The organism is Microbacterium sp. 2RAF4 (assembly GCF_052115285.1).
In the GTDB taxonomy this organism is placed as follows: Bacteria; Actinomycetota; Actinomycetes; order Actinomycetales; family Microbacteriaceae; genus Microbacterium; species Microbacterium oxydans.
In genome coordinates this window covers 522,044-546,777 of record NZ_JBFRGI010000001.1, presented here as the reverse complement: position 1 = coordinate 546,777, position 24,734 = coordinate 522,044, and the positions used below count along the sequence as shown (strand labels likewise).

22 protein-coding genes, 1 tRNA gene and 1 other RNA gene are annotated in these 24,734 nt (G+C 68.1%); 16 read left to right on the top strand and 8 right to left on the bottom strand.

The window, feature by feature from the left end; genetic code table 11:
• Nucleotides 1-15 precede the first annotated feature (15 nt).
• Nucleotides 16-1,212 carry a PucR family transcriptional regulator gene (locus tag AB4070_RS02675; RefSeq protein ID WP_441979026.1) on the bottom strand — a complete coding sequence of 399 codons (1,197 nt, stop codon included), beginning with the start codon at nt 1,210-1,212 and terminating at the stop codon, nt 16-18.
• Between the two features lie 31 nt (nt 1,213-1,243).
• A complete protein-coding gene (aceE, locus tag AB4070_RS02670; RefSeq protein WP_441978788.1) occupies nt 1,244-3,970 on the bottom strand; it encodes a pyruvate dehydrogenase (acetyl-transferring), homodimeric type in 2,727 nt (908 codons plus the stop codon).
• A 153-nt stretch (nt 3,971-4,123) separates the two neighbouring features.
• On the opposite strand from aceE, the gene AB4070_RS02665 reads away from it, so the two are divergent.
• Nucleotides 4,124-4,196: transfer RNA gene (locus AB4070_RS02665), tRNA-Val, on the top strand.
• Nucleotides 4,197-4,228: 32 nt separating this feature from the next.
• Here the strand turns inward: AB4070_RS02665 and AB4070_RS02660 are convergent.
• Nucleotides 4,229-5,218, bottom strand: a complete 990-nt coding sequence (locus tag AB4070_RS02660; RefSeq protein WP_441978787.1) for a zinc-binding dehydrogenase — start codon at nt 5,216-5,218, stop codon at nt 4,229-4,231.
• Nucleotides 5,211-5,804 carry a TetR/AcrR family transcriptional regulator gene (locus AB4070_RS02655; protein ID WP_441978786.1) on the bottom strand — a complete coding sequence of 198 codons (594 nt, stop codon included), beginning with the start codon at nt 5,802-5,804 and terminating at the stop codon, nt 5,211-5,213. The genes AB4070_RS02660 and AB4070_RS02655 overlap by 8 nt, the downstream gene beginning before the upstream one ends.
• Before the next feature lie 200 nt (nt 5,805-6,004).
• Here AB4070_RS02655 and AB4070_RS02650 point away from each other — a divergent pair, with 200 nt between their 5' ends.
• Genes AB4070_RS02650 through AB4070_RS02640 form a run of 3 tightly spaced genes read left to right on the top strand, consistent with a single transcriptional unit; the run spans nt 6,005 to nt 9,095 of the window.
• A complete protein-coding gene (locus tag AB4070_RS02650) occupies nt 6,005-6,364 on the top strand; it encodes an MmcQ/YjbR family DNA-binding protein (RefSeq protein WP_441978785.1) in 360 nt (119 codons plus the stop codon).
• Nucleotides 6,364-7,719 carry a replication-associated recombination protein A gene (locus AB4070_RS02645; RefSeq protein WP_441978784.1) on the top strand — a complete coding sequence of 452 codons (1,356 nt, stop codon included), beginning with the start codon at nt 6,364-6,366 and terminating at the stop codon, nt 7,717-7,719. Before AB4070_RS02650 ends, AB4070_RS02645 begins: the two co-directional genes overlap by 1 nt.
• Nucleotides 7,716-9,095 (top strand): carboxylesterase family protein, encoded by a 1,380-nt coding sequence (locus AB4070_RS02640; RefSeq protein WP_441978783.1) that lies wholly within the window; start codon nt 7,716-7,718, stop codon nt 9,093-9,095. Before AB4070_RS02645 ends, AB4070_RS02640 begins: the two co-directional genes overlap by 4 nt.
• 123 nt (nt 9,096-9,218) lie before the next feature.
• Here the strand turns inward: AB4070_RS02640 and AB4070_RS02635 are convergent, their stop codons facing one another.
• The gene (locus AB4070_RS02635; RefSeq protein WP_441978782.1) at nt 9,219-9,662 is read right to left on the bottom strand and encodes a hypothetical protein; all 444 of its coding nucleotides are present in this window, start codon (nt 9,660-9,662) and stop codon (nt 9,219-9,221) included.
• A gap of 96 nt (nt 9,663-9,758) precedes the next feature.
• On the opposite strand from AB4070_RS02635, the gene AB4070_RS02630 reads away from it, so the two are divergent.
• The 3 genes from AB4070_RS02630 to AB4070_RS02620 all read left to right on the top strand — a co-directional run bounded on the left by AB4070_RS02630 (nt 9,759) and on the right by AB4070_RS02620 (nt 12,346).
• A complete protein-coding gene (locus tag AB4070_RS02630; RefSeq protein ID WP_441978781.1) occupies nt 9,759-10,316 on the top strand; it encodes a dihydrofolate reductase family protein in 558 nt (185 codons plus the stop codon).
• Between the two features lie 121 nt (nt 10,317-10,437).
• On the top strand, nt 10,438-11,325 hold the full coding sequence (locus AB4070_RS02625; protein ID WP_441978780.1) for a TIGR01777 family oxidoreductase: 888 nt from the start codon (nt 10,438-10,440) through the stop codon (nt 11,323-11,325).
• A 67-nt stretch (nt 11,326-11,392) separates the two neighbouring features.
• Nucleotides 11,393-12,346 (top strand): L-lactate dehydrogenase, encoded by a 954-nt coding sequence (locus AB4070_RS02620; RefSeq protein ID WP_441978779.1) that lies wholly within the window; start codon nt 11,393-11,395, stop codon nt 12,344-12,346.
• A 37-nt stretch (nt 12,347-12,383) separates the two neighbouring features.
• Here the strand turns inward: AB4070_RS02620 and AB4070_RS02615 are convergent, their stop codons facing one another.
• Nucleotides 12,384-13,148 carry an SDR family oxidoreductase gene (locus AB4070_RS02615; protein ID WP_441978778.1) on the bottom strand — a complete coding sequence of 255 codons (765 nt, stop codon included), beginning with the start codon at nt 13,146-13,148 and terminating at the stop codon, nt 12,384-12,386.
• Nucleotides 13,149-13,248: 100 nt separating this feature from the next.
• Here AB4070_RS02615 and AB4070_RS02610 point away from each other — a divergent pair, with 100 nt between their 5' ends.
• Nucleotides 13,249-14,085, top strand: coding sequence for a helix-turn-helix transcriptional regulator (locus AB4070_RS02610; protein ID WP_441978777.1), 837 nt, complete (start codon nt 13,249-13,251; stop codon nt 14,083-14,085).
• Between the two features lie 9 nt (nt 14,086-14,094).
• On the opposite strand, the gene AB4070_RS02605 is transcribed toward AB4070_RS02610, so the two are convergent.
• Entirely contained in the window at nt 14,095-14,943 is an 849-nt protein-coding gene (locus AB4070_RS02605) for an aldo/keto reductase (protein WP_441978776.1), read from the bottom strand.
• A 41-nt stretch (nt 14,944-14,984) separates the two neighbouring features.
• Here AB4070_RS02605 and AB4070_RS02600 point away from each other — a divergent pair, with 41 nt between their 5' ends.
• The 4 genes from AB4070_RS02600 to rnpB all read left to right on the top strand — a co-directional run bounded on the left by AB4070_RS02600 (nt 14,985) and on the right by rnpB (nt 18,301).
• Nucleotides 14,985-15,407, top strand: coding sequence for a YchJ family protein (locus tag AB4070_RS02600; RefSeq protein ID WP_441978775.1), 423 nt, complete (start codon nt 14,985-14,987; stop codon nt 15,405-15,407).
• Nucleotides 15,408-15,443: 36 nt separating this feature from the next.
• The gene (locus tag AB4070_RS02595) at nt 15,444-16,178 is read left to right on the top strand and encodes a zinc ribbon domain-containing protein (protein ID WP_441978774.1); all 735 of its coding nucleotides are present in this window, start codon (nt 15,444-15,446) and stop codon (nt 16,176-16,178) included.
• 22 nt (nt 16,179-16,200) lie between these two features.
• The gene (locus AB4070_RS02590; RefSeq protein ID WP_441978773.1) at nt 16,201-17,901 is read left to right on the top strand and encodes a bifunctional 3'-5' exonuclease/DNA polymerase; all 1,701 of its coding nucleotides are present in this window, start codon (nt 16,201-16,203) and stop codon (nt 17,899-17,901) included.
• A 43-nt stretch (nt 17,902-17,944) separates the two neighbouring features.
• Nucleotides 17,945-18,301: RNase P RNA component class A (rnpB, locus tag AB4070_RS02585), an RNA gene on the top strand.
• Nucleotides 18,302-18,382: 81 nt separating this feature from the next.
• On the opposite strand, the gene ppgK is transcribed toward rnpB, so the two are convergent.
• Entirely contained in the window at nt 18,383-19,129 is a 747-nt protein-coding gene (gene ppgK, locus AB4070_RS02580; protein WP_441978772.1) for a polyphosphate--glucose phosphotransferase, read from the bottom strand.
• A gap of 68 nt (nt 19,130-19,197) precedes the next feature.
• On the opposite strand from ppgK, the gene AB4070_RS02575 reads away from it, so the two are divergent.
• Genes AB4070_RS02575 through AB4070_RS02560 form a run of 4 tightly spaced genes read left to right on the top strand, consistent with a single transcriptional unit; the run spans nt 19,198 to nt 24,732 of the window.
• The gene (locus AB4070_RS02575) at nt 19,198-19,437 is read left to right on the top strand and encodes a hypothetical protein (RefSeq protein ID WP_046749110.1); all 240 of its coding nucleotides are present in this window, start codon (nt 19,198-19,200) and stop codon (nt 19,435-19,437) included.
• A 2-nt stretch (nt 19,438-19,439) separates the two neighbouring features.
• The gene (gene glnA / locus AB4070_RS02570; protein WP_046749109.1) at nt 19,440-20,777 is read left to right on the top strand and encodes a type I glutamate--ammonia ligase; all 1,338 of its coding nucleotides are present in this window, start codon (nt 19,440-19,442) and stop codon (nt 20,775-20,777) included.
• Between the two features lie 8 nt (nt 20,778-20,785).
• On the top strand, nt 20,786-23,761 hold the full coding sequence (locus AB4070_RS02565; protein ID WP_441978771.1) for a bifunctional [glutamine synthetase] adenylyltransferase/[glutamine synthetase]-adenylyl-L-tyrosine phosphorylase: 2,976 nt from the start codon (nt 20,786-20,788) through the stop codon (nt 23,759-23,761).
• Nucleotides 23,762-23,811: 50 nt separating this feature from the next.
• On the top strand, nt 23,812-24,732 hold the full coding sequence (locus AB4070_RS02560) for a diacylglycerol/lipid kinase family protein (protein ID WP_441978770.1): 921 nt from the start codon (nt 23,812-23,814) through the stop codon (nt 24,730-24,732).
• Nucleotides 24,733-24,734: the final 2 nt, after the last annotated feature.

Here is a 24,734-nt window from a genome sequence, read left to right as displayed (position 1 = left end):
GTACAGAAAGCTGACTCAGCGCGGAGGGCGGCGAAGCGGAGTGCGTCGACGGACCTGGTCCGCGGCGCCGATCGAGCCGAGGATCAGCGCGGTCTGCAGGATGAGGGCCTCGCGGGGGCCGGTGGCATCCCAGCCGATCACCTCGCTGACGCGCTTCAGGCGATAGCGCACGGTGTTGGGATGCACGAAGAGCTCGCGTGCCGTCGCCTCGAGGGAGCGCCCGTTGTCGAGGTAGCTCCACAGCGTGGTGACCAGGTCTGTCGAGTGGGCCTGCAACGGGCGGAAGATGCGTTCGATGAGGGTCTGCTTGGCGAGCGGGTCACCGGCGAGTGCGCGCTCGGGCAGCAGATCGTCGGCCTCGACCGGACGGGGAGCACCTCGCCATGCGCGGGCGACCGCGAAACCCGCGAGAGCGGCACGGGCACTCTGGCTCGCATCGACGAGCGCGGCGACCTCCGGCCCGAGCACGACATAGCCCGGACCGAACGAGGGCTCGAGGCGTGAGGCGATCTCCCGGAATCCGAGCTCTTCCTCCTCGCCCTCCTGCCCCTCGACGCGGGCGCGCCCCAGGACCAGCACGAGCCGGGAACCCTGCACTCCGATGAGCACGTCGACCGCGAGCTTGCGCGCGGTGCGACGAACCAGGTCGACGTCGAACTGCGCGGGCGTCGTGCCCACGAGCACGGCCACTTCGCCATGACCATGCCATCCGAGTGCGGCGATCCGGCTCGGCAGCTCCTCGTCGGCTTCGCCGGTGAGGATCGAATCGACGACGAGGGCCTCCAGCCGGGCGTCCCAGAGTCCGCGGGCTTCGGCGGCTCTGGCGTACACATCGGCGGCGGCGAAGGCCACATCGCGGGAGTAGAGGAGGATGGCCTCCCGCAGATCGTCGCCTCGTCCGGCGACGCGTTCCTCCGTGACCTCGACCGTCACGCGGATGAGCTGCAGAGTCTGCTGAAGGCTCACGCTGCGCAGCAGCTCACGCGGGGCGGCCGCGAAGATGTCGGCGGCGATCCACGGCGTGGAGGTGGGGTCTTCATACCACTGGATGAACGAGGTGATACCCGCCTGGGCCACCAGCCCGACCGCGGAGCGGCGGGCTGGTGGCATGTCGGCGTACCACGGGAGGGTGTCCTCCAGGCGTTTGATCGTCACCGAAGCGATGTCACCGGAGATCCGGCGCAGCCAGGTGAGTGTCGCGGCCTTGTCCATGCCGGAGGGAGAAGAACCTGTCACCGTGGGCTCAGCTTTCGCCGCCCGCGTTGCCGCTGGTCCCGGCGTTCACATCGTGCAGACGGTACTTCTCGATCGCCTGGGCCGCGAGCGAACGGTCGACCTTGCCGTCCTCGGCGAGCGACTGCAGGGTGCGGACCACGATGGACGGGCCGTCGATCTTGAAGAAGCGCCGTGCGGCGGCACGGGTGTCGGAGAAGCCGAAGCCGTCGGCACCCAGAGTGGCGAAGCGGTTCGGGACCCACGGACGGATCTGGTCCTGCACGGCGTGCATGAAGTCGCTGACCGCGACGACCGGTCCCTCAGCGCCCTGGAGCTTTTGAGTGAGGTACGCGGTGCGCGGCTCGGACTCGGGGTGCAGGAAGTTGTGCTCGTCGGCGGCGAGGCCGTCGCGGCGCAGCTCGGTCCACGAGGTGACCGACCAGACATCGGCGATCACGCCCCAGTCCTTCTTCAGCAGCTCCTGCGCTTCGAGAGCCCAGGGGAGTCCGACACCGGACGCGAACAGCTGTGCGCGGTGTCCCTCGCCCTCACCGACGGAGACGCGGTGGATGCCGCGGACGATGCCGTCGACGTCCACGTCCTCCGGCTCGGCCGGCATCACGAGAGGCTCGTTGTAGAGCGTGATGTAGTACATCACGTTCGGGTCCTCGTGCTGTCCGCCGTACATGCGCTCGAGACCGGAGCGCACGATGTGCGCGATCTCGTAGCCGTAGGCAGGGTCGTACGAGATCGTCGCCGGGTTGGTGGCGGCGAGCAGGTGCGAGTGACCGTCGGCGTGCTGGAGACCCTCACCCGTGAGGGTGGTGCGACCGGCCGTGGCACCCATGATGAACCCACGGGCCATCTGGTCGCCGGCAGCCCACTGGGCGTCGCCCGTGCGCTGGAAGCCGAACATCGAGTAGAAGATGTAGACGGGGATCAGCGGCTCGCCGTGCGTGGCGTAGGACGTGCCCGCCGCGGTGAAGGCGGCGAGAGCGCCGGCCTCGTTGATGCCGACGTGCACGATCTGGCCCTGCGGGCTCTCCTTGTAGGCGAGGAGGAGCTCACGGTCGACCGAGGTGTAGTGCTGGCCGTTCGGGTTGTAGATCTTCGCCGACGGGAAGTAGGCGTCCATGCCGAACGTGCGCGCCTCGTCGGGGATGATCGGCACGATGCGGTGACCGAACTCCTTGGAGCGCAGCAGGTCCTTCAGCAGGCGGACGAACGCCATGGTCGTGGCGATCTCCTGCGTGCCGGAGCCCTTCTTGGGCAGGGCGTATGCCGTGTCGTCCGGGAGGGAGAGCCCGACGTGGGTCGAGCGGCGCTCCGGGAGGAACCCGCCGAGTGCGTTGCGGCGCTCGAGCATGTACTGGATCGTCTCGTCCTGGGGGCCCGGGTTGTAGTACGGGGGCAGGTACGGGTTCTCCTCCAGCTGCGCATCCGTGATCGGGATGTGCATGGCGTCGCGGAACGTCTTGAGGTTGTCCAGCGTCATCTTCTTCATCTGGTGGGTCGCGTTGCGGCCCTCGAAGTGCGGTCCGAGGCCGTAGCCCTTGACGGTCTTCGCGAGGATGACGGTGGGCTTGCCCTTGTGCTCGGTCGCGGCCTTGAACGCGGCGTAGACCTTGCGGTAGTCGTGGCCACCGCGCTTGAGGTTCCAGATGTCGTCGTCGGAGTAGTCCTCGACCAGGGCGGCGGCACGCTCGTCGCGGCCGAAGAAGTGCTCACGGATGTACGCGCCGGACTCGGCCTTGTACGTCTGGTAGTCGCCGTCGGGGGTGACGTTCATGAGGTTGAGCAGCGCGCCCTCGGTGTCGCGGGCGAGTAGGTCGTCCCACTCGCGACCCCAGACCACCTTGATGACGTTCCAGCCCGCGCCGCGGAAGAACGACTCGAGCTCCTGCACGATCTTGCCGTTGCCGCGCACGGGGCCGTCGAGGCGCTGCAGGTTGCAGTTGACGATGAAGGTGAGGTTGTCCAGTCCCTCGTTGGCTGCGACCTGCAGCTGTCCGCGGCTCTCGACCTCATCCATCTCGCCGTCGCCGAGGAACGCCCAGACGTGCGACTGGGACGTGTCCTTGATGCCGCGGTTCTCGAGGTACTTGTTCGACATCGCCTGGTAGATGGCGTTGATCGGGCCGAGGCCCATCGACACCGTCGGGAACTGCCAGTACTCCGGCATGAGGCGCGGGTGCGGGTAGGACGGGATGCCGTTCGGCGCGTGCGACTTCTCCTGGCGGAAGCCGTCGAGCTGGTCCTCGGTGAGGCGCCCCTCGAGGAAGGAACGGGCGTAGGTGCCGGGGGAGGCGTGGCCCTGGATGAAGATCTGGTCGGCGCCACCGGGGTGGTCCGCGCCCTTGAAGAAGTGGTTGAAGCCCACCTCGTACAGCGCCGCGGAGGACGCGTAGGTCGAGATGTGACCACCGACGCCGATGCCGGGGCGCTGGGCGCGGTGCACCGTGATGGCCGCGTTCCAGCGGATCCACGCGCGGTACCGGCGCTCGACCTCTTCGTCGCCCGGGAATTCGGGCTCGTTCTCCGGCGCGATGGTGTTGATGTAGTCGGTGGTCGGGACCATCGGCACGCCCAGGTGCAGCTCCTTGGAGCGCTTGAGGAGGCTGAGCATGATCTCGCGGCCACGTCCGTGGCCCTTGGCGTCAACCAGCTCATCGAGCGACTGCTGCCATTCGCCCGTCTCTTCCGGGTCGCTGTCCTGGGGACCCTGGGAGTACGGATCCTGGTCGTGCACGGTCACGGGGGAACCTTTCGTCAAGCTGGCAGGTCATGCCAAGGAAACGGGAAGCGACACGGGCAGCCTTGTCAGCTGTGCACAACGCGCGCCGGGTTCAGCCTATCCCTCTTCCACGACACGGGTGCGCATCGTCCGCCCGATAGACTGAGCGCACCAGGGCCTTTAGCTCAGCTGGTAGAGCGCCACGTTTACACCGTGGATGTCGTCGGTTCGATCCCGGCAGGGCCCACCTCCACGTCCTCGTGGCCGCCCGTTGCGGGGTCAAGGGAGGACGATGACGTACTTGCCCGGCTGGTGGCGCGCCTCGAGGTAGCGGTGTGCGTCAGCGACTTTCTCTAGTCCGTCCCCGGTGCTGCCGATGACGATGTTCATCACGCCGCCTTCGATAGCGCGTAGATACTGGTCGAGTGCCTCCGCGGGCAGGTCGCGTGCTTCGCCGGCATAACTGGTGAGGCGCACGCCCGAGGGGATGGTGAACGGGTCGAAGTCCCGGATCGTCCACTCGTCGCTGAGCGCACCGACGAAGCAAGCGACACCTCCAGGTCGGATCACGGAGAGCATGTTCAGGAGGGCTGGGGCTCCGACGAACTCCAGCGCGCCGTCGATCCCGCTCGGCGCGATGGCGCGAACGGCCTCAGGGAGGGTCTCGTCGTCGATGAGGGCGTGATCGGCGCCCACTCGGGAGAGGAGCTCCGCGTTCGCGGTGCTGCGGGTCGTGGCGATGACGGTGGCGCCGAGGAGGTGGGCGATCGCGATCGCGGTGAGTCCCACGGTGGACGTGCCGCCGTGAATCAGTATGGTCTGGCCCGCTTTCACACCGAGCCCCGTGGTGAGTGAGCCGTGCGCGGTCTGCAGCATCTCGGGGAGGGCGCCGACGACGTCCCAGCCCAAGTCGGTGTGGAACGGGATCACGTCGGCCGCATGGACGACGGTGTACTCCGCGTAGCTGCCGTCGATACTTCGTCCGAGGCCGCCCATCATGGTGGCCACCTTCTGCCCGGGAGCGAAGTCGACGCCGTCACCGACGGCATCGACGACGCCGACGGCTTCGATGCCCAAGATCCGGGGAAAGGAGAAGTCGGGGCCGGACTCGCCTCGCCGACTGGTGACCTCGGACTCGTTGACACCGAAGGCCCTCACGCGGATGCGCACGTGATCAGGTCCCACATCGGGGACGGGGACGGTGCTGACGATGAGTCCGTCGGGGGCGACAGGGCCGGTCAGACGGATGGCGCGCATGGTCTCAGGCACGGTGATGCTCCTTCTCGTGAATCGTGTGGGCGGGGGAGGGGAGGGTGACGAGCGCTTCGAACGCGCGCCGGACGGTCGGCTCCTCGAGTTCCGCGTCGGGGTGTGCGAGGCGGTGACTCCACCACCCCCACAGCAACGCGTTGGTCGTCAGTGCGGTCTCGCGCGGGAGCACGTGGCGGGCCATCGAGATGGCGTCGTCTTCGACGGCCTGCAGGACCTCGGCCACCCGGGAATTGCGCGCGCCGAAGTGGCGTATCTCCAGGTACAGGCGAATGTCGTCAAGGCTGGGCGCCGTGGCCCCGAGGGTCGCGTCGACGAGCACATCGACCACGTCGGCGTGTGTGCGGGCCTTTCGCAGCGGTTCGGCCCACCGGGGTTCCAGGTGACCGCGCGTCGAGTCGAACGCGTCGACGATGAGCCCCTCCAGCGACGGAAAGTAGTAGGTCATCGACCCCAGAGGCACCCCGGCGCGCGCCGCGACACCACGGTAGGACACTGCTGCAACGCCGTCGGCCCGGATCGCGTCCAGGGTCGCTGCCAGGATGCGATCGCGTCGTCCCGGGTCGTTCGGCTTTCCTCGACGCACGGCTTCTCCTCGCTGGGCATGATGCGTACACTGGTACATATTGTAGTGCGTACAGTGGTACGCACAACAAGCCCAGCGATAGAGAGGTGAGGCATGAACAGCGAGGCGCTGCACCAACCCGCGCGAGCGCGGACGGATGAGCTCCCCGGCGCCGATCTTGTGCATCCGTTCGGTCCCGAGACCGTCGGGAGGAGGGAATCATGACCCTGTCCGGTGCGCAGATGCAGCAGACCGCTCGAGACGTGGCCGCGTCTCTCGACGAGGTCACTCGCGGACGCCCGTTCACTCCGCATTTGGAGGTGTGGAAAGTGCGGGACAAGGTGTTCCTCATCGTCACAGAGGACGACCCGGAGTTGCAGATCATCACCGTCAAAGTCGACCCGCACCTCGGCGACGCTCTGCGCCGCGACCATGACACCATCACGGCGGGGCACTATCTCGATAAGCGCCACTGGGTCTCCATCGGTGCCGGCCCGGGCATCACGCCCACGCTCATCACCGACCTCGTGGAGGGTTCGTACGAGCTGGCCAACGAGCACGCCGGGCGAAAGCACGAATGATGAGCGGACAGCCACCCCTCTTCAACGTCGACGACGCCTCCCGACCGCTGGCCGACCGACTGCGTCCGCGCACGCTCACCGAGGTCGTCGGACAGGATCACCTCCTGGCCGGTGATGCGCCGATCGGGCGGATGGTCGAGGCTGGACGACTCGTGTCCATGGTGCTGTGGGGGCCACCCGGATGCGGGAAGACGACCATCGCCCGGCTCCTCGCCGAACAGACAGACCTCGCCTTCGAACCCCTGTCAGCCACGTTCGCCGGCGTGGCGGACCTGCGGAAGGTGTTCCAGGCAGCGCAGCGGCGCCGCGAGATCGGGCAGGGCACCCTGCTGTTCGTCGATGAGATCCACCGGTTCAACCGGGCTCAGCAGGACTCGTTTCTGCCGTACGTCGAAGACGGCACCATCGTCCTGGTCGGTGCGACGACGGAGAACCCGAGCTTCGAACTCAACGGCGCCCTCCTGTCCCGCTGCCAGGTGTTCGTCCTGAAACGCCTCGACGACGCGGCCCTCGGAACACTCATCGGGCGAGCCGAAGACCTCCTCGGAAAGCCGCTCCCGTTCGATTCAGACGCTCGAGAGTCGCTCGTCGCGATGGCCGACGGCGACGGCCGGTATCTGCTCAACATGATCGAGCAGGTCCAGACCCTGCCCGCCCCGGTGGACACCGCCACCCTTGCGGCCGCGGTCCAGAAACGAGCTCCGCTGTACGACAAGTCGCAGGAAGGCCACTACAACCTCATCTCCGCGCTGCATAAGTCGATGCGTGGTTCCGATCCGGACGCCGCCCTGTACTGGCTTTCGCGGATGCTGCTCGGAGGCGAGGACCCGCTGTTCATCGCCCGGCGCATCACAAGATTCGCGAACGAGGACATCGGGATGGCGGATCCGCAGGCGGTCCAGCAGGCCCTCGCCGCCTGGGATGTGTACGAACGACTCGGCTCGCCGGAAGGCGAGATCGCGATCGCCCAAGCGGTGCTGTATCTCTCGACCGCTCCGAAGTCGATCGGCGTATATCGGAGCTTCAACAAAGCCTGGGCCGCCGCGAAGCGTACCGGCTCGCTGATGCCCCCGGCGCACATCCTCAACGCCCCCACCCGGCTGATGAAGGACCTCGGTTACGGGAAGGGCTATCAGTACGATCCTGAGACCGAGGCCGGGTTCTCCGGTGCGAACTACTTCCCCGACAGCATGCCCCGGGAGACCTTCTACGAACCCACCACGGGCGGATACGAACGCGCCATCACCGAACGCCTCCGCCACTGGGCCGGGCTGCGTGCCGATCGCTCCGGCACCACAGGCGACGGCTCCGACGCTGCCGGCGCCGATCGAGACCCCGGAAAGGACTCTCCATGACGGACACCGGCAACGCGCTGAGCAACGAACACGCCGTCCGCTCCTGGCTGGGCATCCCGTTCGCCACCGCGGACCGATTCCGCAAGCCCACCCTGCTGCCCTTCAACCCCGACCTGCCTTACGACCAGAAGGGCCCTGCGCCCCTGCAAGCGGGAGACACCTCCTGGCTGGAGGCCGACAACGGGTTCAGTGAAGACTGCCTGAATCTCAACGTCTGGGCACCCGAAGGCGCCGGCGACCAGCAGCTCCCCGTCGTCGTCTACGTCTTCGGTGGCGGGTGGATGCTCGGCGCGAACACCCAGACCGTCTCCAACGCCGCAGGACTCGCCGCAACGGGACGCGTCATCGGCGTGTCGATCAACTACCGCCTCGGTGCCTTCGGGTGGCTGTCGCTGTCCCAGTACGGCGGCAAGCTCGCCGAAGCATCGAACCTCGGCCTGCAGGACATCATCACCGCTCTGCAATGGGTCAGACACAACATCGCCCGGTTCGGCGGCGACCCGAACAACGTCACCGTCACCGGGCACAGTGCCGGTGCGTTCTCCACCCTGGAACTACTGGCGGCCCCCACCGCCGACGGGCTCTACCACCACATCGCCGCCTTCTCTGGCATGCCCTCACGACAGGTGCCCGCTTGGGGGGCCGAGGAACGCGCCCATGCCGTCCTCACCGCCCTCGACATCCAGGACGACCCCGAGCAGCTCCTGAACATCGATGCGCATCTGCTGGCCGAGACGATGGCGGGCACCCAGGCGTCCGACCCGGGCGTACAGCATGGCATCGACAACGATGTGATCGCCGTCGTCGACGACAGGGACCAACCGGGCGGTGTGCTCGGCGATCACCCCATGCGTGTCCTCGCGTCCGGGCGGCACAAGGACATCGACATCCTCTTCAGCAGCACCACCGGCGAAACCGACTGGTGGGTACACAACCGGGCAGAAGACTTCGACCCCGGCAGTATCGACAACCTCATCACGGAGTTCTCCCACCGCAATCGCATCCGCCGCAGCCGCGCGAAGAAGATCATCTCCGCCTTCGACACCCACGGACGCAGCCCGATCCAGGTCCGCAGTGCCCTGCTCACCAACTTCTCCTTCACGTTGCCCCAAGTTCGAGGCGCACTCGCGCACACCGCCGCCGGAGGACGCGCACACCTGCTTGCCATAGGCCCGCTCGACGGTGCGCTCGCCGTTCACGGCACCGAGATGCACGGCATCGTCGGCCAGAAGCGCCCCGGTGCCAGCGACGAGGTCCTCTCACGCGACACCGTCGTCCGCGACGCCGTCCTCGCCCTCGCAAGCGGCAGGTCCGATGAGCTGTGGGAGCCGGTGTCCGCTGAGCCCACCACGAAGGGGCTCGGCGACATGCCCTAGGACCCCACCACCCACGCCAGGAAGATGCTCGAGACGTTCGAAGGGATCGAACGTCCGTAGCCATCGCAGCGCTCCGTAACGTCGCCATCGCACCGTCCGAGACGGCTTACCCCGCCGCGAGCACTACCGAGGCTTCGCAGCGATCAGCGAGCTCGGGATGTGCCCGGCAGCGAGCACCGCCGCCGCAATCGCGATCCAGGGATTCTGGAACCATGCGGCACCGGCGAGGAACACACCGACAGGTAGCAGAGCCATGGGTACGGGCAGTCCGACGATCGAGGCGAACAGCGACGACCGTCGTCTGCCCGACACGAGGTACCGCACCCAGAGGGCCCAGTACGCCACGACGAGGATCCCCACGGGTATCGCCCACCACCAGAGCACGCGAGCACCCACTGTGATCACCGGCACCGTCACGCAGACTGCCTGCCCCGAACGCTCGAGAACCTCGACGATCGTCGGCACGGTGACGCGCTCCATCGCCGGCCGAGGAGGGAACCACAGCAGCAGCAGGTTGGGTACGAACACGGCGAGACTCAGCGCGAGCCCGAGCACTGAGAAACCCATGGTCGCGACCTTATCGGGCGGATGCGGGGACCAGATGCCCTTCGGCTTCCCGTCGACTCCCTGGCGGTCGCCTCGCTGCAGATCTAGGCTCCCCGCATGGGACTACTGACCTTCAGCCTCAACATCACCCTGGACGGCTGCGTCGATCATGAGGAGGGGATCGCCGATGACGAGACCCACGCGTACTTCACGCGGTTGCTGGAGGATTCCGGCGCCATGCTCTGGGGTCGAACCACCTACGAGATGATGGAGGACGCCTGGCCCGCGGTCGCTCGCGGCGAGGTGGAGGCTCCACCGGCGCTGCGGGAGTGGGCGCTCGCGCTCGAGGTCAAACCGAAGTACGTGGTGTCTTCCACGCGGGACGAGTTCCCCTGGACGAACACCCATCGGATAGCCGGGGACCTGCGAGAGGGCGTGCAGCGACTCAAGGACGAGACGCCGGGGGGTGTCCTCCTCGGCAGCGGTGCCCTCGCCGCCGAACTCGACAGGTTCGATCTGATCGACGAATACCGGTTCCTCATCCACCCCCGGATCGCGGGGCACGGTCCGACCCTGTTCCGAGACCGGTCGTCCGAGACGCGGAAGCTCGAGCTGGTCTCGGCGGAGCCGCTGCACAACGGCGCGATCGTGACGCACTACAGGCGCGCCGAATGATCCGCTCCGGTGCATACCGCGTCACGGTCGCTGGGGCAAGACCAGATGGGCGGGCGCAGCGCGGCGCGTACGCTGTACCGCACGGCAGGACTCCAGAATCGACAGCGGGGAGCTTTCACCCATGGCGGGACGCATCGTCATCAGCGGGGCCTCTGGCCTGATCGGTTCCGCTCTGGCCGCTTCGCTGCGCACCGACGGCATCGAGGTCACCACCCTGGTCCGCCGTGCGCCGCGATCCGAGGATGAGGCGCAGTGGGAGCCGGGGGAGAGCGCGCTCGACCCTGATGTCGTGGCAGGCGCCGACGCCGTGATCGCGCTCGGGGGTGCCAGCGTCGGCCGGCTTCCCTGGACGCGCGGTTACCGTCGTCAGCTGGTCGACTCGCGGCTGCAGTCCACCCGCACCCTGACGACCGCCCTCCGTGCGCTACGGGCCGATGCGCCGGCTCTCGTCTCGGCATCCGCCGTCGGATACTACGGCTCCGCTCCCGGGGAGATCCTCACGGAAGACTCCGCTGCAGGGCAGACGTTCCTGGCGGATCTGACGGTGCGGTGGGAGGCCGAAGCCCGACGCGCGGAGGATCACACCAGGGTCACGCTGCTGCGCACCGCCCCGGTCATCCATCGACGAGGAGTGCTCAAGCCGCTCATCCAGCTGACCCGGTTCGGTGTCTCGGGCCCGCTCGGGCACGGCACGCAGATCTGGCCCTGGATCTCGCTCGATGACGAGGTGCGTGCGATCCGTCACATCCTCGACGCGAAGATCTCCGGGCCGGTCAACCTCACGGGGCCCACCCCCGCGTCGGCGAACGACATCGGGCGCGCTCTCGCCGAGCGGATGCACCGGCCGTTCTGGCTCCCCGCCCCCGCCTGGGCACTCCGAATCGCACTCGGCGATGCCGCCGACTCCCTCCTGCTTCCGGATGCGGATGTGCGCCCGCAGGTGCTGGAGCGATCCGGCTTCCGCTTCACGCACCCGACGGCCGCCGACGCTGTGGCCGCCGCGCTCTGACGGTTCGGGAGCATTCTTCCGGCGACAGCCCTCCCGTATCGACACGTTCCACTGCGAGACTGAGCGCATGGAGATCATCGAGAACTCGAAGCTCACGGTCGTCGGCGCGGGAAGCGTGGGGTCGAGTGTCGCCTATGCGGCACTGATCAGGGGTTCCGCGCGGCATGTCGCGCTCTACGACATCGCGACCGAGAAGGTCGAGGCCGAGGTGCTCGACCTTGCTCACGGCACGCAGTTCACGGGCTCGAGCGACATCATCGGCGGCAGCGACATCTCCGTCGCCGCGGGTTCGCACGTCGTCGTGATCACGGCCGGCGCGAAGCAGAAGCCCGGCCAGACCCGTATCGAGCTCGCCGAGGTCAACGCAGGCATCATCCGCGGCATGATGCCTGATCTGCTGGAGGTCGCCCCGAACGCGATCTACGTGATCGTCACGAACCCCTGCGACGTGCTGACGGTCATCGCGCAGGAGGAGACCGGGCTCGCACCCGAGCGCATCTTCGCCTCGGGAACCGTGCTCGACACCTCGAGGCTGCGCTGGAAGCTCGGACAGCGCGCCGGCGTCTCGACCGCGAGCGTCCACGCGCACATCATCGGCGAGCACGGCGACACCGAGTTCCCGCTCTGGTCCCGTGCGACGATCGGCACGGTGCCGATCCTGGAGTGGGAGACTCCGGGGCACCCGCGATTCACCCTCGATGAGCTGCAGGAGATCGCCGTGGACGTGCGTGACGCCGCGTACAAGGTGATCCTGGGCAAGGGTGCGACCAACTACGCGATCGGGCTGTCGAGTGCACGCATCGTCGAGGCGATCCTGAGCGACGAGCACGCCGTGATGCCGGTGAGTACCGTGCTGCGTGATTTCCACGGTATCGACGGCGTCGCACTCTCGGTGCCGTCGATCGTGAGCGCGACGGGGGCGGTGCCGATCCGGAACACATCGTTCTCCGACAAGGAGCTGGCCCTGTTGCGCCAGTCCGCCGACGCACTCACGGATGCGGCGGCATCCCTGCGCCCGTGAGCGGAGTGCCGGTCGCAAGCCGACACCCCGCACTGCATCACCGACCGTGCGGATCTGTGCGGTTCAGCGCCGCGACGACCTGATCGTAGTCACCGCGGGCCTCGCCGTAGCGGAGGAACTTCACCCGCTCGACCTGGATCTCGGTGGCGTCGGGCCGGGCTTCGATCAGAGCCATCACCTCGTCGATGAACTCATCGAGCGGCATCGCCGACCCGTTGTCCTCGTGACCCGGCATGAGCGCCGTGCGCACAGCGGGAGGCTCGAGTTCGAGCACGGACACGCTGCTTCCCTCGAACTGCAGGCGCAGGGACTCGCTGAGCATGTGGATCGCGGCCTTGCTGGCGTTGTAGGTGGGCGTCACCCGGAGCGGGGCGAACGCGAGCCCGGACGAGACCGTCATGATCGTCGCGTCGTCCTGGGCGCGGAGGCGCTCGATGAAGGCGGCGATGAGGCGGATGGGGCCGAGGATGTTGGTGACGACCGTCTCCTCCGCGGTGGAGAGGAAACCCGAGGGCGTGCTCCAGTCCTCGGCCCGCATGATGCCCGCCATCGTGATGAGCACATTGAGGCCGGGGTACGAGGCGAGCACCTCGGCGGCCGCTGCGTCGATGCTGCTCGCATCCGTCGTGTCGATCCGCACGGTGTGGATGTCGGGATGCTCGTGTGCGATCGCCGCGAGACGGTCTTCGCGGCGTCCTCCGACGATCACGGTGTTCCCCCGTTCCCGCAGCCGCACCGCGAGGGCGAGACCGATGCCGCTCGTGGCACCGGGGATGAAGATGGTGTTTCCGCTGATGTTCATGTCTCCAGAGTCGGACCCGTGCGAGTGGTGCTCCAGAGAGCGGTCGTCCAGGGACCGGCGATCCCTGGAACGTCGACCGGCACCGGGGGATACTTCAGGGGTGGACCGCGATGCACTGGCCGAATTCCTCCTCCGCCGACGCGAGGCGCTGAGCCCCGCCGACGTCGGACTCGCGGCAGGACCGCGGCGTCGCACCGCGGGTCTGCGACGAGAAGAGGTCGCGCAACTTGCGACGATGTCGACGGACTACTACACGCGGCTGGAACAGCGACGCGGGCCTCAGCCGAGCGTGCAGATCCTCACCTCCCTGGCCCGGGCGCTGCGGCTGACCGAAGACGAGCGCGACTATCTCTTCCGGCTCTGCGGTCACAGCGCCCCTGATCGTGCCCGGCACGCGGAGTATGTGCGCCCGGGCATCCTCCGCGTGCTCGACCGGCTGCACGACACCCCCGCGTTCGTCGTCTCGGTGCTCGACGAAGTGCTCGTGCAGAACGACGCATCCCGTCCGCTGATCGGCGATGCGACCACTCTCACGGGGCTCGACCGGAGCGGCATCTACCGCTGGTTCGCGTACCCCGACACCGAGCGGCTGCGCTACCGGGAAGCCGACCATCCGAGACAGGCGCGTGCGCTCGTGGGCTCGCTGCGTGCCGCATACGGCGTGATGGGCGCTCGATCCAGGGCGGGTGACGTCGTCGCGGAGCTGACAGCGCGCAGCCCGGAGTTCGTGGAGCTGTGGGACGCCCACGAGGTGAGTCGACGATTCGAACAGCACAAGGTGATGGTGCATCCCGAGCTGGGTGAGATCGAGGTCGACTGTCAGGCGCTGTTCACCGAGGACGAGTCGCAGGCGCTCATCGTGCTCACGGCAGCGCCGGGGAGCGAATCCGCGAGCAAGCTCGAGTTCCTGCGGGTTCTGGGCACGCAGAAGGTCTGACCTGCGTCGTCAGGACTCTTCGTGGGTCCGCGGATCGGCGTCGAAGAGGCGCCCGTCCGCGCGACCGAGCGCGGTGATCGCGGCCACCTCCGCGTCGTCCAACACGATCTCGGCGGCGGCGAGGTTCGTCACCTGGTGTTCGAGCGACGAGGCCTTCGGGATGGAGACCGTGCCGCGGGCCACATGCCATGCGAGCACCGTCTGCGCGGTGGTGATGCCACGGGACGACGCGATCTCGGTGATCACCGGTTCGTCGAAGAGCTCCTTCGCTCGTCCCAACGGGCTCCACGCTTCGGTGAGGATGCCGCGTTCGCGGTGGTAGGCCAACTGCTCGTCCTGCGGGAAGTACGGATGCACCTCGATCTGGTTGACCACGGGCCTGACCCCGGTCTCGTGCTCGATGCGCTCCAGGTGCTCCGGGAGGAAGTTGGAGACGCCGATCTGGCGGACGACGCCTCTGGCCTGGGCGTCGACGAGCGCGGCCCATGCCTGGACGTACTCGTTCTGGCTGGGGTTGGGCCAGTGGATGAGATGCAGGTCGGTCACGTCGAGTCCGAGGCGGGAGCGGCTCTCCTCGATGCTGGTGCGCGCCTTCGCCGAGGGGTGGTGTCGTCCGGGGAGCTTCGTGGTGACGATCACGTCGGATCGTGCGACCCCGGAAGCTGCGACCCCACGGCCCACCGAGCCCTCGTTCTCGTAGTTGAACGCGGTGTCGACGAGCCGGTAGCCGGCGCCGATGCCGGCGCTGACCGATTCCGCCCCGGCATCGCCGTTCAGGGCGTAGGTGCCCAGGCCGATCGCGGGGAGGGCGAACCCGTTGTGGGCGGTGAACGAGGGGACGACGGGCTGAGTGGTCACGGTGCTCCTTCTGGCCTTTTCCCCGAGCGTACGCTGGACGGATGACATCGGAGGCGGAGATGGCGTCGGATGACGTCACGATCGACGAACACGATCGGTGCCCCTGCTCATCCGGCGACGTGTACGGCCGATGCTGCCGACCGCTCCTCGACGGAGCGACGGCGCCGACGGCCGAACGCCTGATGCGTTCGCGCTACACCGCGTTCTCGCTGCGGGACGAGGCGCATCTCCTGCGCACGTGGCATCCGACGACTCGACCGGAGGCGATCGAGTTCGAACCGGATCTGCGGTGGCGGCGGCTGCTCGTGATCGACCGCGTGGCCGGGGGCCCGTTCGACCGTGAGGGCGTCGTGGAGTTCGAGGCGTTCTGGCACCAGGGCACCACGAGAGGCTCGCTCCATGAGCGCAGCCGCTTCGTGCGCGAGGACCGTCGCTGGTACTACGTCGACGGCGATCTGCACTGATGGGCGGATGTCGCGACAGCGACTAGATTTGAGAGCGTGAACGCCACCCCCGAGAACCAGCGCACCCTGCTCGACATCGCCGACCTCGACCGGCGCATCGCGCAGGCCGAGCGTGCCAGGACCAAGCCGAGTCAGGCAGGGCGGATCAGCGAGCTCGTGGCGATCCGTCAGGACCAGCTCCGCGAGCTGACCGCACTCGCGGGTACCAGAGACGACGTGCGCACCGAACTGAAGCGCCTGGAGTCCGACGTCGCCGTCGTCGAGGCGCGTCGGAACCGCGACGCCGAGCGCCTGGCCGCATCGACGAATCCGAAGGACGCGCAGGCACTCGAGCACGAGCTCGCCAGCCTCGCCCGCCGACAGAGCGATCTGGAAGACGCCGAGCTCGACGTCATGGGCCGTCTCGAAGAGGCAGAGGCCGCCGTCGCCGCGCAGCAAGCGCTCCTCGACACGACGACTGCCGAGGGGTCGGCGCTCACCGCGCAGGCCAAGGCGGACGTCGCAGCAGCCACCGACCTCGGTGCACAGCTCGCCCGCGATCGCGCGGCTGTCGCGGAGACCGTGTCTCCGGCCCTGCTGGCGGAGTACGACCGCCGCGCGAAGAACAGCGCCGGTGCCGCTCTGCTGACCCGCGGCACCTGCGAGGGGTGCCGCATCCTGCTCCCCAGCACGGACCTGAACGACATCAGGCGAGCGGCGGACGACCTCGTGGTGTCCTGCCCCGAATGCGGGTGCATCCTGGTGCGCACCGAGGAGTCCGGGCTCGCATGAGTCGCGCCTGCGCGCGTCGGCGATGACGGCGCCGGCGGCGGGGGTCGAACGCCGCATCGCACTCGTCTCCGTCGGAGCGCAGGAGTACGTCGCGATCGAGCTCGATCGGAACGACGAGGAGCTGGATCGCACGTCCCTGCGCGTTGCTGAGCTCCCGGAATGGGTGCGCTCCGTCGAAGACTCCGATGCCCCGCGGTGGATCATGCGCAGCGCCGCCGAGACCTACGCGTTCCTGCTCGAGCACGGCGTGCGGATCACCCGCAGTCACGATCTGGTGCTGTGCCACGCCATCCTGCGCGACACGTCGTCGGTGCAGATCCCGCTCCCGCCCTCGCCGGAGTGGGAGAGGCGCGAGCCGACGGCGGCGGTGCCGTCGCTGTTCGACGTGTTCGACGACGTGAGCGGTGACGATGCGATCACGGCCGCACTCGATCAGTACCGCGCGCAGCGGAGCGTGATGGCCGCTGCACAGGACGGACGACTCACCCTGCTGTGCGCCGCGGAGTCGGCAGGTGGACTCATCGCGGAGGAGATGCGGGTCGCGGGACTGCCTTGGGATGAAGGCGTGCACGATGCCATCCTGACCGACACCCTCGGCACCCGCCCCGCCGCCGGGGGAGCACCGAGTCGCATGGTCGAACTGGGCGATCGGGTGCGCGCGCTCCTCGGCGATCCGTCGCTCCACCTCGACAGCCAGCAGAAGCTACTCAGGGCCCTGCACCGTGTGGGGGTGCAGGTGGAGTCGACGAGTCGATGGGAGCTCGCTCAGCATGAGCACCCGGTCGTGGAGCCCCTCCTCGCCTACAAGAAGCTCTCCCGCTTGCTCAGCGCCAACGGATGGGCATGGTTGGCGGAGTGGGTGCACGAGGGTCGGTTCCGCCCCGTCTACATCCCCGGTGGTGTCGTCACGGGACGCTGGGCGTCCGCCGGCGGAGGGGCGCTTCAGCTTCCGCGGAGTCTGCGCCCCGCTGTCCGAGCCGACCCAGGGTGGACGCTGGTCGTGGCAGACGTCGCGCAACTCGAGCCGCGGATGCTCGCCGCGATGGCCTCCGACGAGGCGATGGCGCGTGCGGCGCGGGGGAGCGACCTCTACGCGGGCGTCGTGGCGTCTGGGGCCGTCTCCACCCGTGAGGAGGCGAAGTACGCGGTTCTCGGAGCGATGTACGGTGCGACGACCGGCGACAGCGGCCGGCTGGTCCCGCGGCTGCGCAAGGTGTACCCGAAGGCGATGGCACTCGTGGATGCGGCGGCGCGCACGGGTGAGGACGGGGGAATCGTCTCGACCTGGCTCGGGCGGTCATCGCCGCGTCCGTCGACGGAGTGGATGCGGCTGCAGGCGGACGCGACCGATGCGGACGCCGACCCCGCGGTCGTCGCGCTCGCGCGGCGGCGCGGACGCGATTGGGGTCGGTTCACCAGGAACTTCGTGGTGCAGGGCACTGCTGCCGAGTGGTCGTTGATCTGGCTCGCTGAGATCCGGCATCGTCTGCAGCAGATCCCGGAGGTGTTCGCCGAGGCGGCGGCATCCGGTCCGTTCGCTCGCTCTGCGCACCTGGCGTTCTTCCTGCACGACGAGGTGATCCTCCACGTTCCGCTGGAACACGCGGAAGAGGCTGCCGAGGCGGTGCGAGAGGCGGCGGCCACGGCCACGACGAGGCTCTTCGGCTCGTTTCCCATCGACGTGCCCCTCGACCTGCGCATCGCGGAGTCCGCGGAGAAGTAGCCGCCGGCCGTGTGCTCCGGAGAACGTAGACTGGAAAGGCGAATGGGTCGACTGGACGGCCGCGTTACGGGCAACCGTACCGAGGAACGTCCGGGCTCCTCAGGGCAGGACGGTGGGTAACGCCCACCCGGAGCAATCCGCGAGAAAGTGCCACAGAGAGCAGACCGCCCCGCAAGGGGTAAGGGTGAAAGGGTGGTGTAAGAGACCACCGGGGGCCATGGTGACATGGCCCGCCAGGTAAACCTCGTCCGGAGCAAGGTCAGACAGAGGATGTTGACGCGGCTCGCCGAGTCCTCGGGTAGACCGCTAGAGTGCCACGGCAACGTGTCGCCGAGAGAGATGGCCGTCGAAGGGGCGAAGAACCCCGGAACAGAACCCGGCGTACAGGTCGGCCCATTCGCCTCACACGAACGAAGGCCCCGATGACTGCAGAGTCGTCGGGGCCTTCGTGCGGATCTGGGTCGCTGAGCCTGTCGAAGGGTCAGTCTCCGGCGAGGGACGCCGCGCCGATGATGCCGGAGTTGTTGCGGTGGATCGCCGGGACGATCGGGGTCTTGAGGTCGAGCAGCGGGAGGAAGTCTCCGGCGTTCTTCGAGACGCCGCCACCGACCACGAACAGGTCGGGGCTGAACAGGAACTCGATGTGCGAGTAGAACGCCTGCAGACGCTCCGCCCATTCGGCCCAGCTCAGGTTCTCCCTCTCGCGTGCCGACGTCGCGGCATAGGTCTCGACCGACTCGTACTCGCGGAAGTTGAGGTGGCCGAGTTCGGTGTTGGGCAGCAGCACCCCGTCGTAGAGGAAAGCCGATCCGATGCCGGTGCCGAGCGTCGTGAGGAGCGTGAAACCGCGCACGTCCCTGGCCGCTCCGTGACGGGCTTCGGCGACACCGGCGGCGTCGGCGTCGTTCACGAACACGATGTTGCGACCGAGACCGTCGCGGAAGAACCGTTCGGCGTCGAAGTCGATCCATTCCTTGGACACATTGGCAGCGGAGAGGGTCTTGCCGCGCTTGACGATCGCCGGGAACGCGACGCCGAGCGGCAGGGTCGAGTCGTGCACGTCGAGGGTCTTCAGCACGGTCTGCACCGCGGTCAGCACGTCCTGGGGTGATGCGCCCTCGGGGGTGGGTACCCGCACCCGGTCGGACGCCATGATTCCGTGCTCGAGGTCGACGATTCCTGCTTTGATACCCGTGCCGCCGATGTCGACGCCGATCGCTTTTGCCATGGGCGATAGCTTAGCGACCGCGGTGCACGCCAGTAGGATCGATGACATCACGTGAAGAAGGGGCAGACATGTCTGACGGCGACCACAAGTACTGGTACAACTCCACGACCGGCGAGATCGAGTTCGGGATGATCTCGCCTTCCATCGACCGCATCGGTCCGTTCGACACCGAGGCTGAGGCCCGTCGTGCTCCGGAGGTCGTCAAAGAGCGTTCGCGCGCCTGGGCCGAGGAAGAGGCCGTCGAGCAGGGCTGGGACGTCAAGGGCTCCCAGAACACGGGCGACGCAAAGGGCCAGGGCGCAGAGTAGCCATGGACAAGCAGAGGGACTTCGTCCTCCGGACCATCGAGGAGCGCGGCGTCAAGTTCGTGCGACTGTGGTTCACCGACGTGATCGGCACTCTCAAGTCGGTGGCCATCGCGCCGGCCGAGGTCGAGGGCGCTTTCGCGGAGGGAATCGGGTTCGACGGTTCGGCGATCGAGGGGCTGACACGCACCTACGAGTCCGACCTGCTCGCCCAGCCCGATCCGACGACGTTCCAGACGCTGCCCTGGCGCGGCGAGATCGACCCGACCGCGCGCATGTTCTGCGACCTGACGACTCCCGATGGCCAGCCGGCCGTCGCCGATCCCCGTCATGTGCTCAAGCGCACGCTCGCGAAGGCCGCGGACGCAGGGTTCACGTTCTACACGCACCCTGAGATCGAGTTCTACCTGCTCAAGTCCTCGTCGTTCGGACCGGAGGGCCCCGTGCCCGTCGACTCGGCAGGCTACTTCGACAACGTGCCGGGCGGCACCGCGCACGATTTCCGTCGCCGTTCGGTCCGGATGCTGGAAGACCTCGGCATCTCGGTCGAGTTCAGCCACCACGAAGGCGGGCCCGGTCAGAACGAGATCGACCTCCGATACGCGGACGCCCTCACCACGGCCGACAACATCATGACCTTCCGGACGGTGATCAAGGAGGTGGCGATCGAGCAGGGCGTCTATGCGACGTTCATGCCGAAGCCGCTCAGCGACCAGCCCGGAAGCGGTATGCACACGCACATGTCGCTTTTCGAGGGCGACCAGAACGCCTTCTACGAAGAGGGCGCCAAGTACCAGCTGTCGAAGACGGGTCGGCACTTCATCGCGGGCCTCCTCCGTCACGCGAACGAGATCTCCGCGGTCACCAACCAGTTCGTCAACTCGTACAAGCGGCTCTGGGGCGGCGATGAGGCGCCGAGCTTCGTCACCTGGGGCCATGCCAATCGTTCCGCGCTCGTCCGCGTGCCGATGTACAAGCCGAACAAGAGCCAGTCTTCCCGCGTGGAGTACCGCGGCATCGATTCCGCGTCGAACCCGTACCTCGCCTACGCGCTCCTGCTCGCAGCCGGACTCAAGGGCATCGAGGAGGGATACGATCTCCCGCCCGAGGCCGAGAACAACGTGTGGTCCTTGAGCGATGCCGAGCGGCGCGCTCTCGGTTATGAGGCACTGCCGGCGAGCCTCGACCACGCTCTGGAGTACATGGAGGCGTCCGAGCTCGTCGCGGAGACTCTGGGCGAACAGGTCTTCAACTACGTGCTGCTCAACAAGCGCAAGGAATGGGAGGCCTACCGCGGTCAGGTCACCCCGTTCGAGCTGAAGAGCAACCTCGAGCTGCTCTGACCCGCCCGATGGCGCGTCCTGACGACTCCGTCTCTCTCTCCGCGTTGGCGAGGCTCGGTTTCTCCGAGCTGAGCGAGGCCGCGGCATCCCTCGCCGAGCTGGCGGCCATTCTGGATCAGCCGCGGACGGTGCTGCTCGAGGCCGCCGAAGCCGCGGACCCCGATGCCGCCGTCCGCGGGCTGCTCCGGGTGGCGCGTCGGGATGCGGCGTCGTTGAGGAAGCTCCTGGGCGACGAGGAGACGCGGCGCGGTGTCTGGCGGCTCTTCGGCGCTTCGGAGGGTCTCGCCGAGTTCTTCCTCCGCCACCCGGAGCAGCTGAACGTCCTGGCAGCTCCCCTCACCGGTCTGCCGTCGCCGGGGGAGCTCCAGGAGCGGCTGCTGGCCTCGGTCGGTGCCAGCGACGGCTTCGCGAAGTCAGGCGGGGACGAGACGGTCGTCGCGCTCAGAGTCGCCTACCGGCGCAATCTCGCTGCCATCGCCGCCTTCGACCTCTCGCGCACGGCACCGGAGATGGCGGTCGGCCCCGTTTCGGCGGCGCTGGCCGACCTCGCGGGTGCTGCGCTGGAGGCATCGCTCGCGGTGGCGAAGACCCGGGTGCAGGAGTCGATGGATCGGGATGAGGTGGCGGCGACCCGTCTCGCCGTCATCGGCATGGGAAAAGCCGGCGCTCGGGAGTTGAACTACGTCAGCGACGTCGACGTGATCTTCGTGGGCGGCAGCAGCGATGAAGAGGTCGTCACGGAGGCGCGTGCCATCGACATCGCGACCAGGCTCGCGCGCGAGACTATGCGCAACCTCGACGCGATCGAGGTGGAACCGCCGCTCTGGGAGGTCGATGCCGCGCTGCGTCCAGAGGGCAAGCAAGGTGCTCTGGTCCGCTCGCTCGCATCCCATCTCGCCTACTACGACCGCTGGGCCAAGAGCTGGGAGTTCCAGGCTCTGCTCAAGGCGCGTCCCCTCGCCGGAGATGCGGAACTCGGGGCGGAGTACATCGCCGCGGTGCAGCCGAAGATCTGGTCCAGTGCCGCGCGGCAGGACTTCGTCGAGAGCGTGCAGCGTATGCGGGAGCGCGTGATGGAGCACATCGACCCGGATGACGCTCCGTATCAGCTGAAGCTCGGGGCGGGGGGTCTTCGCGACATCGAGTTCACCGTGCAGCTGCTGCAGCTCGTCCACGGCCTCACCGACGAGTCGCTGCGCACGCGCGGGACCCTCGAGAGCCTCGATGCGCTCGTCGAGGGCGGTTACATCGGGCGGGTCGACGCGGCGGCGTTCGCCGAGGACTATCGCCTGCTCCGGCTCATGGAGCATCGCCTCCAGCTGAGAGAGCTCAGCCGCACGCATCTGATGCCACGCACTCCGGCCGGGTTGCGGATCCTGGCGAGGGGCACGCGCCTCGCGGAGAGCGGCGACGGCGTGTGGGCCCGCTGGGAGAGCGTGCGGCGGGAGGTGCGCGAGATCCATACGCGCCTGTTCTACCGCCCACTGCTGAGCGCTGTCGCCGGTCTGCCGGAGGAGGAACGCACCCTCTCCGCCGCGCAGGCGCACGACCGCCTGGCAGCCATCGGCTTCCGGGATCCGGCCGGCGCGCTCCGCCACATCGGCGCCCTCACGAGCGGGCTCAGCCGCAAGGCGACCATCCAGCGACACCTGATGCCCATCATGGTGCGGTGGTTCGCCGACGGCAGCGATCCTGACTACGCGCTCCTCGCCTTCCGCCGCATCAGCGAGCGTCTCGGGGACACCCCGTGGTTCCTCAGGATGCTGCGCGATTCGTCGGGGGCGGCGGAGAGCCTCACCCGCCTGCTGTCATCCTCCCGGTACATCGGCGAGCTCCTGGAGTGGATCCCGGAGTCCGTGGCCTGGTTGGACAATGCTGGGCGGCTGCGCCCGCGCGGGGCCGCGGCCCTCGACGAGGAGGCCAGGGCGATCCAGACGCGCCATGAGACGATCGGCGATGCGCTGCGGGCCGTCAGAGCGCTGCGGAGGAGAGAGCTCCTGCGCACGGCCATGGGGGCAGTGCTCGATGTCCTCACGATCGAAGAGGTCGCCACCGCACTCACGGAGATCACCGAGGCGACGATCCAGGCCGCTCTCCGCGCGGTGATGCGCGAGGTCGTCCCGGTCGAGGACGAGGCCCTCGACTTCGCCGTCATCGCGATGGGGCGCTTCGGCGGTGCCGAGCTGGGCTTCGGATCCGATGCCGACATCCTTTACGTCTACGACGCGAACGGTGTCGATCCTCAGCGCGCGCAGAAGCTCGCGACGCAGATCGTGGCCGGCCTGCGCGAGCATCTGACCGATCACCGGCTGCCGCTCGACCTCGACGCCGACCTGAGGCCGGAGGGGCGGAACGGTCCGATCGTCCGCTCCATCGAGGCATACGCGGAGTACTACCGACGCTGGTCGCTGTCGTGGGAGGCCCAGGCGCTGCTCCGGGCGCGCGGAGTGGCGGGAAGCGCGAAGCTGATCGCCCGGTTCACGGCGCTTGCCGACACGATCCGCTACCCGGAGTCCATCGACCTCCAGGGCACCCGCGAGATCAAGCGCATCAAAGCGCGGGTCGAGGGGGAGCGGCTGCCACAGGGTGCTGATCCCCGTCGCCACCTGAAGCTCGGCCCCGGCTCGCTGAGCGATGTGGAGTGGCTGGTCCAACTCCTCCAGCTGCAGCATGCGCACGGTGTCCCCGGGCTGCGCACGACGTCGACGCTCGGTGCGCTCGAAGCCGCCGTCGCCGCCGACCTGGTCACAGAGGACGACGCCGCACGTCTTCGCGCGGCGTGGCTGCTCTCCAGCCGTCTCAGGTCGGCGATCACTCTGCTGACGGGGCAGACCAGCGATGTGCTCCCCGCGGATCGCCGTCAGCTCGATGCGATCGGTCGACTGCTCGGCTATCCCGATCGCTCCGCCACAGAACTCGAGGAGGACTACCTCGGGGTGACCCGGCGCGCCAGGAAGACCTTCGAGCAGCTCTTCTACGGGTGAGTCGAGGGCGTCGGTTTGCGGTATCGCGTGTCGTGTCCCAAGCTGACGATATGACCAACGCGCGAATCGGCATCGTCTGGAACCCCTCGAAGGTCGAGCAGGAGGTCCTGCAAGCCGCGGTGAGCGACGTGTTCGACGAGCGGTACGACATCCGCTGGTGGGAGACGACCCCCGAGGACCCGGGTCGCGGCATGGCTCGCGAGGCGCGTGAGGACGGCCGCGACATCGTGGTCGCCGTCGGGGGAGACGGCACGGTGCGCGCGGTCGCCGAGTCGTTGGCGGGTTCCGAGACGGCGCTCGGGATCGTGCCGCAGGGGACCGGCAACCTCCTCGCGCGGAACCTCGAGGTACCGCTGAACAACGTGAAGGCGGCACTGGAGCGGGTGCGCGACGCCGAGCCCCGTCGCATCGACCTCGGCTGGGTGTCGTACGACGGAACCGAGCACGCGTTCGCCGTGATGGTCGGGTTCGGGGTCGATGCCCAGATGCTGGTGGAGACCGACGACGACCTCAAGTCCAAGGCGGGCTGGCTTGCGTACGTCGAGGCCATGGGACGCGCTCTCGCCGGTACCGAGATGACCGACATCACCCTCACGATCGACGGGGAGAAGGCTGTCGCGGTCCGCGGTCACACCATGTTGATCGGCAACTGCGGGATGGTGCAGGGCGGCATCCGGCTGCTGCCGGACGCCGTGTTGGACGACGGCAAGCTCGACGTGCTGATGATCAGCGCTGACGGCGCGCTGCAGTGGCTCGATACGCTGCGTTCATTCGTGTGGGACAACGGCATCCGTCGCCTGTTCGGCGCGACGGATGAGGCCGTCAGCACCGACTCGGCGCGCCACCTCCCGGTCGAGACCATCTCCGTCGAGCTCAAGACACCCCTCGTGTTCGAGATCGATGGCGAGGAGATGGGCGAGGTGTCGTCATTCGACGTCCGCGTCGAGGCCGGCGCTCTCCTCGTCCGCTGAGG

Coding starts and splice junctions, on each gene's coding strand:
- AB4070_RS02675 (WP_441979026.1), bottom strand. CDS start 1,212: ATGGACAAGGCCGCGACACTCACCTGGCTGCGCCGGATCTCCGGTGAC.
- AB4070_RS02650 (WP_441978785.1), top strand. CDS start 6,005: ATGACCCTGTCCGGTGCGCAGATGCAGCAGACCGCTCGAGACGTGGCC.
- AB4070_RS02645 (WP_441978784.1), top strand. CDS start 6,364: ATGAGCGGACAGCCACCCCTCTTCAACGTCGACGACGCCTCCCGACCG.
- AB4070_RS02640 (WP_441978783.1), top strand. CDS start 7,716: ATGACGGACACCGGCAACGCGCTGAGCAACGAACACGCCGTCCGCTCC.
- AB4070_RS02635 (WP_441978782.1), bottom strand. CDS start 9,662: ATGGGTTTCTCAGTGCTCGGGCTCGCGCTGAGTCTCGCCGTGTTCGTA.
- AB4070_RS02630 (WP_441978781.1), top strand. CDS start 9,759: ATGGGACTACTGACCTTCAGCCTCAACATCACCCTGGACGGCTGCGTC.
- AB4070_RS02625 (WP_441978780.1), top strand. CDS start 10,438: ATGGCGGGACGCATCGTCATCAGCGGGGCCTCTGGCCTGATCGGTTCC.
- AB4070_RS02620 (WP_441978779.1), top strand. CDS start 11,393: ATGGAGATCATCGAGAACTCGAAGCTCACGGTCGTCGGCGCGGGAAGC.
- AB4070_RS02615 (WP_441978778.1), bottom strand. CDS start 13,148: ATGAACATCAGCGGAAACACCATCTTCATCCCCGGTGCCACGAGCGGC.
- AB4070_RS02600 (WP_441978775.1), top strand. CDS start 14,985: ATGACATCGGAGGCGGAGATGGCGTCGGATGACGTCACGATCGACGAA.
- AB4070_RS02590 (WP_441978773.1), top strand. CDS start 16,201: ATGACGGCGCCGGCGGCGGGGGTCGAACGCCGCATCGCACTCGTCTCC.
- ppgK (WP_441978772.1), bottom strand. CDS start 19,129: ATGGCAAAAGCGATCGGCGTCGACATCGGCGGCACGGGTATCAAAGCA.
- AB4070_RS02575 (WP_046749110.1), top strand. CDS start 19,198: ATGTCTGACGGCGACCACAAGTACTGGTACAACTCCACGACCGGCGAG.
- glnA (WP_046749109.1), top strand. CDS start 19,440: ATGGACAAGCAGAGGGACTTCGTCCTCCGGACCATCGAGGAGCGCGGC.
- AB4070_RS02565 (WP_441978771.1), top strand. CDS start 20,786: ATGGCGCGTCCTGACGACTCCGTCTCTCTCTCCGCGTTGGCGAGGCTC.
- AB4070_RS02560 (WP_441978770.1), top strand. CDS start 23,812: ATGACCAACGCGCGAATCGGCATCGTCTGGAACCCCTCGAAGGTCGAG.